At 70.4% G+C, this 13024-nt stretch carries 9 protein-coding genes and 1 pseudogene; 8 read left to right on the top strand and 2 right to left on the bottom strand.

Translation table 11 applies throughout. From position 1 onward, the window contains the following. Both MFF42_RS18485 and MFF42_RS18480 read right to left on the bottom strand, forming a co-directional pair. Positions 1 to 1765 (bottom strand): IucA/IucC family protein (locus MFF42_RS18485; RefSeq protein ID WP_238257058.1); only part of this gene is annotated, 1765 nt, incomplete at its 3' end. Positions 1766 to 1883: 118 nt separating this feature from the next. After that, positions 1884 to 2069, bottom strand: coding sequence for a hypothetical protein (locus tag MFF42_RS18480; protein ID WP_238257057.1), 186 nt, complete (start codon positions 2067 to 2069; stop codon positions 1884 to 1886). A 620-nt stretch (positions 2070 to 2689) separates the two neighbouring features. Between MFF42_RS18480 and MFF42_RS18475 the strand changes: the two genes are divergently transcribed. The 8 genes and pseudogenes from MFF42_RS18475 to MFF42_RS18440 form a co-directional block, all read left to right on the top strand. Then, positions 2690 to 3232 (top strand): RNA polymerase sigma factor, encoded by a 543-nt coding sequence (locus MFF42_RS18475; protein WP_373875195.1) that lies wholly within the window; start codon positions 2690 to 2692, stop codon positions 3230 to 3232. A gap of 96 nt (positions 3233 to 3328) precedes the next feature. Next, positions 3329 to 4318, top strand: a complete 990-nt coding sequence (locus MFF42_RS18470) for a FecR family protein (protein WP_238257055.1) — start codon at positions 3329 to 3331, stop codon at positions 4316 to 4318. 169 nt (positions 4319 to 4487) lie between these two features. After that, positions 4488 to 7028, top strand: coding sequence for a TonB-dependent receptor (locus tag MFF42_RS18465; protein ID WP_238257054.1), 2541 nt, complete (start codon positions 4488 to 4490; stop codon positions 7026 to 7028). A gap of 246 nt (positions 7029 to 7274) precedes the next feature. Then, positions 7275 to 8858 carry an ABC transporter substrate-binding protein gene (locus tag MFF42_RS18460; RefSeq protein WP_238257053.1) on the top strand — a complete coding sequence of 528 codons (1584 nt, stop codon included), beginning with the start codon at positions 7275 to 7277 and terminating at the stop codon, positions 8856 to 8858. 65 nt (positions 8859 to 8923) lie between these two features. Next, positions 8924 to 9904: an ABC transporter permease gene (locus tag MFF42_RS18455; protein WP_238257052.1), complete on the top strand. Its 981-nt coding sequence runs from the start codon at positions 8924 to 8926 to the stop codon at positions 9902 to 9904. Next, complete coding sequence (locus tag MFF42_RS18450; protein ID WP_238257051.1) at positions 9904 to 10827, top strand: ABC transporter permease; 924 nt, start codon at positions 9904 to 9906, stop codon at positions 10825 to 10827. Before MFF42_RS18455 ends, MFF42_RS18450 begins: the two co-directional genes overlap by 1 nt. Further along, the gene (locus MFF42_RS18445; RefSeq protein WP_238257050.1) at positions 10827 to 12665 is read left to right on the top strand and encodes a dipeptide ABC transporter ATP-binding protein; all 1839 of its coding nucleotides are present in this window, start codon (positions 10827 to 10829) and stop codon (positions 12663 to 12665) included. The genes MFF42_RS18450 and MFF42_RS18445 overlap by 1 nt, the downstream gene beginning before the upstream one ends. A 32-nt stretch (positions 12666 to 12697) precedes the next feature. Next, a pseudogene (locus MFF42_RS18440) lies at positions 12698 to 13024 on the top strand (Zn-dependent hydrolase); the annotation flags it as partial.

Below are 13024 nucleotides of genomic sequence, written 5' to 3'. Positions count from 1 at the left end.
GGCCGGCCTCGCCCCGCGCCGCCCGCAGCACGAGCGGGTTCGGCATGTCGATGTAGTTGCCGGAGCCGTCGCCCGAGGCGAGCTCGTCCCGGTCGGACAGGCGCACCCGCAGGTTGGCCTTGGTGCAGAGCGTCGGCCCCTCCAGCACCGAGCGGGCGAAGGCGCGGCCGGCGCCGGTCAGGCGGCGGGCCATCGTCTCCAGGCGGCGGGCGAGGTCGTCGATCAGGATCTCCTCGCGGGCCAGCCCGTCATGGCCCATCCGGGCGATGACGGAGAAGATCTGGTTGACCACGAGATAATAGGCGAGCCGTCGGCGGATCTCGCCGTCCGGGAAGTAGAGCGAGGCGATTGAAGCAGTCTCAGGCGCGTCGCGCAGGAGTTGGGGCCGGGCGGCCTCCGACAGGTAGAAGCCCTGGTTGTCGCGGTAGAAGCCGCGCTCCGGCCAGCCCGAGGCGACGTCGAGCAGCGCGTTCTGCTGGTGCGCTTCCAGCGCGATGCCGTGCCCGTCGTAGAGGGCGACGACGGGCTTCAGCATGCAGTCGAGATAGCGGCCGAACCAGGTGCGGGCGGCCTGCGCCCGCGGGGCCGGACCCCCCGGGCAGACCTGCCGCAGGAGCGTCTCCAGCCGCGAGGGGCGGCCGGGCAGCGGCTCGGCGGTCAGGGCCGCCAGGGTGGCGACGCCCCGCTCGGCGCCGTCGCGGAAGGGATTTTCGCGAAGGACCGTCTCGAAGCCGCTCTCCTCGCGATCGGGGCAGTGCAGGGTGAGGTAGGCGGGGTCGGTGAGGATGCGGAAGTCGGGGTGCCGGGCGCCGAAGCCGTTCTTGGCGAGCAGGCGGGCCATGGCGACGCCGGCCTTCAGCTCGGCGAGCCGGTTCACCCGCAGGGAGTTGGTAAGGGTGACGGGCAGCGAGAACTTCGCCATCCACGGGCTCTCGGCGGCGTAGACGGTGCGCAGCGACGAGGTCGCGGTGAAGCGGGGGCCGAAGGTCCCGAGCGGTCGCAGGCGGCCCGCCTCGACCCACGCGGCGACGTGCGGCTCCAGCATCAGCGCCTCGGCCTGGAGCGGATGCATCGGCAGGGCGACCTCGCCGGCACGCAAGGGCAGCCGGGCGGCGTCGGCGCCGAGGAGGTCGAGGGCGAGGTCGGGCGCGGCGCGGGTCTCCGCCGAATCGTGGCGGACGAGGCCGGCCTCGGCGGCGAACACGGCGAGGCGGAACGCGCCGCCGTCCTCCGGCGCGTAGGCGCGGGCCTGCCAGGTGGTGAGGCCCTGCCGGCTCTTGGGCGTCGGGTGCAGCCAGTGGCCGAAGACCAGGGCGCGCTCGGCCGCGATGAAGCCGGTGGCGTCCGGCTCCCGTCCGGCCCGGTCGAGCAGGCGCGCGGTCTCGCGGTAGCTGTCGAGCACGCGCCCGAGCAGTTCGAGTTCGCGCTCGCGGGCGGTGTCGCCGCGCCCCTCGTCGGCGCGGGAATAGGCCTCGCCGAGAAGCTCCTGAAGCGCCCGCATCGGCGCCACCGTCCGCCAGCGCGGCTCGTGCATGTGGCGGATCCAGAGGCGGCCGAAGGCGTGCGCGCCGCACAGCGAGGGCGACAGGATCTCGGCGCGGATCGCGAGGCGGCGGCTGCGCAGGTTCCACTCGACGCAGGGCGCCGGCGGTCCGTCCGGCAGCGCGTGCCGGACGCGGATGCCGGGGTCGATCTCGCGCAGGTATCCGTTGGCGAAGCTGCGGAAGGCGGCGGCCTCGGCCACGGCTTGAGACGATGGGGGCATGATCCTCCGAACCTCGTGAGGGCCGTCAGGGCGGGCTCCGGCCGTGTCGCGGCCGGGGCGGGAATCCGAGTTCTGTGATCCGAGGGGCCGGCGCCGAGGCTTCGGACCGCGCGGCGCGTCACCGGATCGATGCGGTCGTCCGGTTGCCGGGCGGCGCCTGGATCACCGTCGTCGCGCGGGCCGAGGACAGGCCGAACTCACCGTTGCGGCGGCGGGTGGAAGGGCAAAGCGATTTCGGGTGCAAGAAGAGGGTTTTGGCCGAGTCGAAAGAGTAAGAAATCTGCTCTTCGCTGTACTTGCTCATCGGACTGAGGACTCCCTCGAATCGCGTAAAGCTGAAGGGCGTGTTGCGCAAACTTCAGGCGTGCGTCAAGGGAAGCTGAATCGATTGGAATTGTTCTTGATACAGGGTAGAGTCGTTTCTGCTCTGCCGCGGCGGACGGTCGCCGGTGGTGATATTCTTAATTTATTCTTTCATTAGCCATGCATGTTCCGTGCCTGGGCCGCTCTTGGGACGGCGCCCGGCCCAGCCTGCGACGGCGTGCGGGCGATCCTGAGTTGCGCTGCGGCTGGAGGCCGGGTCCTCCGAGCAGGCGCGCCGCACGTTACCGCCGCGCCTGTCCGCCCGCGGCTCCGGTCCGGATCGCGATCCCAGCCTCTTGGATGTTCTCTGCGCCTTCAACGCCCACCGCGCAGGGTGGAGCGATCTGTTGCTGATCTGCAACGAGATCACGAAATGGCTGCGATGCTTTATTTATAATAATTCTTGTCTTGCTTCCCGCAGAAACATTTCGGCTGTCTGCACAATGATTTGCAAGGGCGCCGTGCTGTAGACTGGAAGTCATACAAGCTATTGCGTGACTTGCATAATTCGCCCGTCTCCTTCTGGTCGGTGATCGATCATCAAGCGGTGCGGGATCATCTGTGGGCGACGGGACCGATTTCGTGGCGGGAGGGGCGGCAGGGGTGTCGATCGACGCTCTCTACCGGCATGAGGGCCTGAAGCTCCGGCGCTTCCTCCTGCGCCTGCTCGACAACCCGGCGGATGCCGCGGATGCGAGCCAGGAAACTTATCTGCGCATGGTCGCCGCGCTCTCGCGCACGAGCATCGAGCACCCCTCCGCCCTGCTGTTCCGCATCGCCACCAACGTCGCCCTGCGGATGCGCAACCGCGGCCGGCTGGAGCGGACCCTGTTCGCGGAAACATGCGAGGCGGAGCTCGCCGCGGTGGCCGACGGCTACGCCCTGCCCGAGCGGCAGGCGATCGCCCGCCAGGAACTGAGGCGCCTCGCGGACGCGATCGACGCCCTGCCGCCCCGCTGCCGCGAGGTGTTCCTACTCAGCCGCCTCGACGGCCTCGCCAACGGGGAGATCGCGCTGCGCCTCGGCATCTCGCGCAACATGGTCGAGAAGCACATCATCCGGGCTCTCCTGCATTGCCGCCGCAGCCGCCTCGATCTTTTTTGAACGGATCGCATCAGGAGGCCGCGACCTCGTTGATCTAAGGGGATAGGAGACCTGCGCTGCGCCATCTCGGGCCGCGGTAGGCCCAAGGGGAATGGCGTGGCCGGCAGGGACGGGACGGAGGACCAGAAGGCCCAAGAGGCTCGAGAGGCTCGAGAGGCTCGAGAGGTCGACGAGGCCGAGGACGGCGAGGATCCGGTCGAGCGCGAGGCCGCGGCCTGGGTCGCGCGGCTCTCCTCCTCCGACGCCACCGAGGCCGACCGCAGGGCCTTCGAGACCTGGCACGGCGCCGACCCGGCCCACGCGGCGGCCTATGCCGAGATGGACGCGCTGTGGCGCAAGCTCGGGCATCTGCCCGATCCCCGACCCCGCAAGGGGCCCCCGAAGACGCTGGCCGGCCTCGCCGCCGCCGCCCTCATCGCCGGTGCCCTGGCGGATCAGACCGGCCTGATCGACCGGCTGCGCGCGGATCTGTGGAGCGGCGTCGGCGCCATCGAGCACGCGACGCTCGCCGACGGCAGCCGCGTCGACCTCAACACGGACACGGCGATCGCGGTGCGGTTCACCGAGCGGGAGCGCGGGATCGAGCTCCTGCGGGGCGAGGCCAGCTTCGACGTCGTGCCCGATCCGAGCCGGCCCTTCGTCGTGCGCGGCGGCGGCCTGAGCGTGCGCGCTCTCGGAACCCGCTTCTTCCTGCGCGCGGACGGGGCCGACAGCCCGGTGGGGGTGGCGGAGGGGCGCGTCGACGTGTCGGGCGAGGGCGGGCGCGCCGTGGTCTCGGCCGGGGAGGAAGTCCGCCTCGGCGACGGCGCCCTGCAGGTGACTGCGGCGGATGTGGAGCGCGACACGGCGTGGCGCGACGGCCGGCTGATCTTTTCCGGAAAGCCCCTGGCCACGGTCCTGGCCGAGCTGAACCGCTACCGCCGCGGACGCATCCTGCTGCTCGACCGGACCCTCGGGGCGCGGCGCGTGACCGGCGCGTTCGATGCCCGCAACACCGACGACGCCCTCGACGTGATCGCCGCGACCATGGGCGCCCGCATCCGGCGCCTCTCGCCCCTGCTGGTGCTGGTCGGGTCGCCCCTCTGAGGGAAGGAAGCGGGCAGGCGAAAAAAATCGCGCGCGCCACGTCAGGAGATCGCGCGCCCGTTGATCTTAAAGCTTGAGGGCGCGGACGACGCGAAGCGTGCCGCCCCTCCGGTTGGATCGATGGGGCTTTGGTATGGCGTCGCGCGCGCGCAGGTTTTCACGGGGCCGGATGGCGGGGATCGCGCTGGCGGGCGCGTCGGTCGCGGTGATGGCGCAGGCGGCCGCGCAAGCCGGCGCTCAGGCCGGTGAAGCGAAACGCGCCCGCGGCCCGGCGGCGCGGACGATCCTGGCCGAGGCGCCGACGGCCGGCGAGCCGGTTCGTCTCGCCATCCCGAAGGGCTCGCTGGAGACCGGTCTCGTCGCCTTCACCGAGCAGGCCGGGGTCAAGCTCGTCTACCCGACCGAGCTGACGGCGCGGCTGGAGACGCAAGGGATCGACGGCGAGTTCGCCCCGATCGAGGCCCTGACCCGGCTCCTGGAGGGCACCGGCCTCACCTATCGGCCGGCCGGCGCCTCGACCATCACCCTGGTCAACCCGCGCTACGTCCAGCTCGGCCCAGCGCCCGCGGGCACGGTGACGCTCGACGAATTGCACGTCCAGGGCCAGGCGCAGGGCCAAGGCCGCGCCGCGGCCGCCGGCCTGCCGCCGCCCACGGGCACGGTCGGGCAGCCGCCCGTCCCCTATGCCGGCGGCCAGGTCGGCTCGGGAACCCGGGTCGGCTTCCTGGGCAACCGCTCGGTCCTGAAGACGCCCTTCAGCATCACGGGCTACACGGAGAAGCTGATCGAGGATCAGCAGGCGGTGTCGCTCGCCGACGTCGTGCTCAACAACTCGTCCGTGCGCAACGACGCGCCGCCCTACAGCGAGCGCGATTCCTACTTCATCCGCGGCTTCTCGGTCACCAACCTCGACACCGCCTTCGACGGCCTGTTCTACCTCGCCAACCCGCGCCGCTCCTTCACCGAAGGACTGGAGCGCGTCGAGATCCTGCTCGGCCCGTCCGCGCTTCTCAGCGGCGGCACCGGCCGCGTCGGCGGCACGATCAACCTGATCCCGAAGCGCGCCTACGACGAGCCGTTCGCGCGGCTCACCACGACCTATCTCAGCGACGCGCAGATCTGGACCCATGCCGATCTCGGCCGCCGCTTCGGCGAGTTCAAGGAATGGGGCGTGCGCTTCAACGGCGCCTACCGCACCGGCGCCACGCCGCTCGACAACAACGCGATCGAGGTGGGCGTGGCGGCGCTGGGCCTCGACTATCGCGGCGACCGGTTCCGCGCCTCGCTCGACATGACCCACTCGACGCAGAACGTCACGGCGCCGACCTCGCTGTTCAACGCGGTCGCGCCGGGCATCGCGATCCCGCGCGCCCCGAACAACCGCATCAACACCGCGAACCCGTTCGAGTACAACGACAGCCGCTACGGCATGATCGCCGGCCGGGCCGAGTACGACGTCCTGCCGGACACGACGGTCTACATCGCCGGCGGCGCCAGCCGCTACAACGAGGACTTCCTCACCTCGAACTACCGCGTGACGAGCCCGACCGGGCTGGCGACCAACACGCTCGCGATCCAGCCCCAGGAGATCCAGGGCCTCACCGGCGAGGTCGGCCTGCGCACCCGCTTCAGCACCGGCTTCCTCGACCATCAGGTGAACATCTCGGCCGTCGAGGCGAACAACAAGAACTTCCGCGGCGGCTTCGTCCCGCCCGTCTTCAACCCCTACACCATCAACATCTACAATCCGGTCTACCTGCCGACCGGATCGGTTCCGACGATCGGGCTTCCCCGCTCCGCCTCGCAGCCGCTCTTCGCCCAGCTCTCCGCCCGCAGCGTGGCGATCGCCGACACCCTCTCGCTCTTCGGCGACGACCGCTTCCTGCTGACGCTCGGCGGGCGCTACCAGGAGATCGACCAGCAGGGCTTCGCCACCCGGCCGGGGCCGACGCAGGGGCAGGTCACCTCGGACTATCAGGAGGGCCGCTTCAGCCCCGCCATCACCTTCGTGCTGAGCCCCTTCGCGAACCTGTCCTTCTACGGCAACTACATCGAGTCGCTCGATCCGGTGGCCGCGGCGCCGCTCACGGCGATCAACAGCAACGCGCTCTTCCCGCCCGCCGTCGGGCGGCAGAAGGAAATCGGCGTGAAGTACGATTTCGGCACCATCGCGGCCACGGCGGCGCTGTTCGAGATCGAGCTGCCCAACGCCTTCACCGATCCTGGAACCCGCATCTACTCGGTCAGCGGCCGTCAGCGGAACCGCGGCGTCGAGCTGAACGTATTCGGCGAGGTCGTCCCGGGCCTGCGCCTGCTCGGCGGCGTCACCTTCATCGACGCGGAACTGGTCAACACCCCCGGCGGACAGTTCAACGGGAAAGCCGCGCCCGGCGTGCCGGATACGGCGTTCAACCTCTACGCCGAGTACGACCTGCCGCCGTGGCTGGCGCCGGGCCTGACCCTGACCGGGCGGGCGATCTACACGAGCAGCATGTTCTACGATCAGGCCAACACCCAGTCGGTCCCGGACTGGACCCGCTTCGATGCCGGCCTGCGCTACACGACCGAGGGCGTGAACGGGAAGCCCGTCGTGTTCCGCGCCCTCGTCCAGAACCTGCTCGACGATTCGTACTGGGCCTCCGCCGCCCGCGGCTTCCTCGCCGTCGGCGCGCCCCGCACCTTCATCGTCTCCGCCTCGGTCGATTTCTGAGGACCTGACCGCAGGATCCCCCTCCCCGCCCGCTCGTCGCGACGGGGCGGGGCACCCGGGCGTGCCCGCTTGCGCGCGCCGTCTGCCTCCGAAACGGGCAGATCACGCGAGCGAGCGGCGCGGCCTCTGCCCGGCGCGGCTCACCGCCAAGCTGACCGCTCTGTGCCTTTTGTGGCTTCTGGCACGCGTCCTGCAATGTGGTTTTTGACCGCTTTGATGGATGCGTGGGAACTCGGGAGCCTCAGCATGGCCGGGATGATGGACCGCAGACGGTTTCTGCGAGGGGCGTTGCAAGGCAGCGCCGCGGCTGTGGGATTTGCCCAGATCAATCCCGACTTCCTGATCTCCTCGGCTTTCGCGCAGACGGGCAAGCCGCTGGTCTTCCTCTCAGCCGAGAACATCACCGGCAACTGGGACCCGACCGCCCACACCACGCTCTCGCAGAAGAACATCGAGGGCTTCGTGATGGGCTTCCTGACCCGCACGCCGATGACCCTCGATGACCCCGGCAAGGTCGTCTACGAACTCGCCACCGACATCCAACTCCTCGATCCGCACCGCCTGCAGATCAAGCTGCGCAAGGGCGTGCATTTCCACGACGGCAAGCCGTTCGGGCCCGAGGACGTGAAGGCGACCTTCGCCTACGGCGCGGGCAAGGACCGCCCGGCGCAGTGGTATCCCGGCCCGACCGAGACGCTGACGATCACCACCCCCGACGACGAGACCGTGATCGTCGACACCTCCAAGGGCGGCTACCCGGCCCACCTCTTCATCTTCCTCGCCTCGTTCCTCCCCATCCTCTCGGCCAAGGACGTGGCCGAGGGGCCGGGCGGCGCCCTCAGTCGGCGCCTGAACGGGACGGGTCCGTTCCGCTTCGTCGAGCAGCGCGGCAACGACACCGTGCTGAAGGCGTACGACGGCTATTTCCGCGGCAAGCCCGGCATTCCCGGCATCGACTTCACCTTCACCGGCGACTCGACCACGCGGATGCTGTCGCTGATGAACGGCCAGGCCTCGATCGTCGAGCGGCTCGAACCCGAGCAGGTCGAGACCGTGAAGGGCAATCCGAAGATCGCGGTCAACGCGGTCGTCTCGGTCGAGAACAAGTATCTCTGGTTCCGCTGCTCCAAGCCGCCCTTCAACGACGTACGGCTGCGCATGGCCGCCTGCCACTCGATCGACCGGGCGATGCTCCTGGAGATCCTGGGCGCGGCGGGCCACGCCTCGGCCAACTTCATCTCGCCGGTGAAGTTCGGCTACGTCGACCTCAAGGATTACCCGGCCTACGACCCCGCCAGGGCCCAGGCGCTGCTCGCCGAGGCGGGCTTCCCCAAGGGCAAGGGGCTGCCGCCGCTCGAATACATCACCTCGGTCGGCTTCTATCCGAAGACCAAGGAGTACGGCGAGGTCATCACCGCGATGCTCAACGAGCAGGGCTTCCCGGTGAGCCTTACGGTGCTGGAGCCGGCGGCCTGGAACGAGCGGCTCTATCACCGCCCCGGCGGCGGGCCGGGCCACATGGTCGATTGCGGCTGGTCCACCGGCTCGCCCGAGCCGGATCTGGTGCTGCGCACCCACTTCCACTCCTCCTCGCACCGGATCACCGGCATCGAGGATGCGGAGATCGACGCGAGCTTGGACAAGGAGCGCGCGGCGCCGACCCTGGAGGCGCGCAAGGCTGTCCTCCAGAACGAGACCATGCCGCTGCTGGCGGCCAAGGTGCCGGCCCTGTCGCTGTTCACCTCGGTGATGATCCACGCGATGCAGCGGGACCTGAAGGGCCTCTACGTCTACCCGGACGGCTCCATCGACGCCTCGAAGACCGCCTGACCGGACTGCTCGCGCCCGGCCCGCGACCCGGCCCGCCGATCCCGTCACCGGACCCGGAACCGTCGATGTTCGTTCTCAGCTTCCTCGCCCGGCGCCTCGCGCAGGGTGCGGTCATCATCTTCCTCGTCTCGCTGCTGATCTTCACGCTCCTGCGGGTGATGTCGGGCAATCCGGTGCGCCAGATGGTGGGCGGGATGGCGCCCGACTCCCTGGTGGAGGAGATCGCCACGACGATGGGCCTGCGCGATCAGATCATCGTGCAGTTCGGCCGCTACGCGGCCCAGGTGGTCCAGGGCGATCTCGGCCGCAGCTTCATGCGGCCGGCCAACGGCGCGGCGACGGGCGGCGCGAATTTCGACGACCTGACCCGCGGCGCGCGGGCCGGGGTCGGCGACCTCATCCTCGCCGCCCTGCCGATGACCCTGCAGCTCGCCGCCCTGGCGCTCGCCATCGCGCTGGCCTTCTCCTGCCTGCTCGGGATCGCGGCGGGCCTGCGCCCCGGCGGCGTCTTCGACCGGATCGCCTTCGCGGTCTCCTCGATCTTCATCTCGATCCCGAACTTCTGGCTCGGCATCGTGCTCGCCCTGCTCCTGTCGGTGAAGCTCGGCTGGCTGCCGGCGATCGGCTACGGCGGCTTCTCCTACACCGTGCTGCCGGCCCTGGTGCTCGCGGTCGAAGTGTCGCCGGTGCTGATCCGGACCCTGTCGAGCGCGGTGGCCGCGCAGATGGGCGAATCCTACGTCGCCGTCGGCCATGTCCGCGGCCTGTCGCGCCCGCGGATCGTCGCCGCCCACGCCCTGCGCAACGCCTCCGTGCCGCTCCTCAACCTGCTCGGCGTGCAGTTCTCCTCGCTGCTCGGGGGCGTGATCATCGTCGAATACATCTTCGACTATCCCGGCCTCGGGCTGCTCACGATCAACGCCGTGCTCCAGCGCGACTTCCCGCTGATCCAGGGCATCGCGATCGTCACCAGCGCGATCTTCGTCCTGATCAACATCCTCGTCGATCTCGCCGCGACCACCATCGATCCGAGGCTCGAATACTGATGGACGTCGTGGATTCCTCCCTGGCGATCGTGCCGCCGCGCGTCGACGTCACGGCGTCGCGCTCCATCGGCTGGCGCATCCTCGGGCGCGCCGCCCGCTCCGGGGGCTTTCGTGTCGGCGTCGCCGTGCTCGCCCTCCTCGTGCTCGCCGCCGCGCTCTATCCCGAACTCAGCGGCATCGATCCGGCGATGCGGGACATCCGGGCGCGCCTGCTGCCGCCGCTGTTCCTCGGCGACAAGTGGAGCTGGGTCCACCCGCTCGGCACCGACCAGATCGGCCGCGACATGCTGGTGCGCTGCCTCGTCGGCCTGCGCTATTCCCTGCTGATCGGCGTGGCGTCCGTGGCCGTCACCGTGGTCATCGGCTGCGCCCTCGGCACGGTCGCCGGCTATTTCGGCGGGCGCACCGACACGGTGATCATGCGGATCACCGACGCGCAGCTCTCGATCCCGATGATCATCCTGGCGATCGCGGTGCTCGGCGCCGACCGCCCGACGATTCCCGCCATCATCCTCGTGCTCGGCCTGTCGAACTGGCCGGTCTACGCCCGGGTCATGCGCTCGGTGGTGATGGCCGAGCGCGGGCGCGAATACGTCCGGGCGGCGCAGGTCTCGGGCGCCACGCATCCGCGCATCATCCTGACGCTGCTGGTGCCGCTCCTGGTGCCGCCGCTGCTCTTCACCTCGGTGCTCGACGTGGCGCGGATGATGATCTTCGAATCGACGCTGGGCTTCCTGGGCCTCGGCGTGCAGCCGCCGACGCCGACCTTCGGCAGCATCATCGCCGACGGACGCAAGTACCTGCTCAACGCGTGGTGGATCGCCACCATGCCCGGCGTGTTCCTGTGCCTGACGCTGACGGGCATCAACCTGATCGGCGCCGCCTTCGAGCGCGCCCGCAACACGATCCACGGGGGCGCGTGATGGATCCGGTGCTCTGCGTCCGCGACCTCACCGTCGCCCTCGCCCTCCCGGGGCGCGAGCGGACGATTCTCGACGGGATCGGCTTCGACGTCGCCCCGCGGGAGATCGTCGGCGTGGTCGGCGCCTCCGGGGCGGGCAAGACGGTGCTGTCGCGGGCCGTGGTCAACTGGATCACCGCCCCGCTCGCGATCCGCTCCGGCGAGGTCCGCTTCCGCGGAAAGGATCTGCTGGCGCTGCCGCCGCGGGCGATGCGGGGGCTGCGGCGCGACATCGCCTATGTCGGCGCCGACCCGATGGGCGCCCTCGACCCGACCCTGCCGGTCGGGCGCCAGATCGTCGAGAAGCTGCGCGCGGTGATGCCGGAGGTGGGCGCGCGGGAGGCGCAGGCGCGCGTGATCGCCCTGCTCGACGCGGTGCGCATCCCCTCCGCCGCGTCGCGCTTCCACGATTACCCGTCGCAGTTCTCCGGCGGGATGATGCAGCGCGCGCTGATCGTCGACGCCATGGTCTCGAACCCGGCGCTGCTGGTGGCCGACAACGTGACCCAGCCCCTCGACGTGACCGTGGCCGCCCAGGTGATCCGCCTGATGCGCGAACTCACCGAGCGCTTCGAGACCGCGATCCTGTTCGTCTCCTCCTCGCTGCCCGTGGCGCGGGAGGCGGCGAGCCGGACCATGGTGATCGACGGCGGCCGGCTGGTCGAGGAGCAGCCGACCGAGGCGCTGATCGCCGCCCCGCGCCACGCCTATACCCGCGATCTCGTCGCGCAGATCCCGGTGATCTGGGGCGAGCGCCCGAGCCTGCCCGCTGTCCCGCGGGCCGCCGGCGCGCAGGCGGCCGAGGCGATCATCAGCCTGCGGGACGTGTCGCAGACCTACCGGGTGAAGCGCCGCGGCAGCTTTGCCGGCACGAGCGACCTGCGCGCGGTCCGCAACGTCACCTTCGACATCGCCAGGGGCGACAGCTTCGCCGTGGTCGGCGAATCCGGCTGCGGCAAGTCCACCCTGATGCGGTTGCTCAGCCGCCTGGAGCGCCCGAGCGGCGGCAGCGTGCTGTGCGAGGGCCGCGACATCGCCGGGCTGTCGGGATCGGAGCTCCTCGGCTTCCGCCGCAAGCTGCAGCTGGTGCTGCAGGACCCGTTCAACTCGCTGCCGCCGCGCACCGGCATCGGCGCCATGCTGGAGGCGCCCTTGCGCACCCACGGCTGGCGCGACGCCAAAAAGATCCGCGAGCGGGTGCGCGCGGTGATGGACGATGTCGGCCTGGCGCCCGCGCTCTACGACGACCTGCCGCTCGGGCTCTCGGCCGGGCAGCGCCAGCGGATCAACGTCGCCCGCGCCATGGTGCTCGAGCCCGAGATCCTGCTGATGGACGAGACGCTCTCGGCGCTCGACCAGACCGAGCAGTTCAAGCTGCTCGCCCTGTTCGAGAAGCTCCAGCGCGCGCACGGGCTGACCTACATCTACATCAGCCACGACCTCGCGATGGTGAGGAAGGCCTGCAACCGCGTCGCCGTGATGTATCTCGGCGAGGTCGTCGAACTCGCCGAGAACGAGCGCCTGTTCTTCGATCCGGGCCATCCCTACACCCGCGCCCTGCTCTCGGCGATGCCGGCCCTGGAGGCGCGGCGCTACCGGCCGGAGGATTGCCTGATGGAGGGCGAGCCGCCGAGCCCGATCGACCTGCCGCAGGGCTGCGCCTTCCGCTCCCGCTGCCCGCAGGCCTTCGACGCCTGCGCCCATCACCCGCCGTTCCTCATTGTGCGCGGCGCGCGCGACTTCGCCGCCTGCCACCGCGTGCCGGGAGCCGGCGCCGCCCTGCTCGCGGGCGCCGCCTGATGCCGCCCTTCCCCGAGACATCGATGAGATCCATGCCCGACATGACGGCCGACAGGACGGCTCCGCCCCCCGTGCGGATCGACCCCGCCCGCCTCCGGGCGATGATGGAGGCGGTCTCCGCCTTCGGCGGCGGGGCCGACGGCGCCCTGACCCGCCTGACGCTGTCGCCCGAGGACGGGCAGGCGCGCGACTGGCTCGCCGCGTGGTTTTCCGCGCACGGCTTCGCGCCGCGGGTCGATGCCATCGGCAATCAGTTCGGTTTCCTGGACCTTGCCGGACCCGGCGCGCCGACGGTGATGGTCGGCTCGCATCTCGACAGCCAGCCCAACGGCGGCCGCTTCGACGGGACGCTCGGCGTG

It is taken from the genome of Methylorubrum podarium (genome assembly GCF_022179745.1).
Classification (GTDB): domain Bacteria; phylum Pseudomonadota; class Alphaproteobacteria; order Rhizobiales; family Beijerinckiaceae; genus Methylobacterium; species Methylobacterium podarium.
This window is presented reverse-complemented; position numbering and strand designations above follow the sequence as displayed.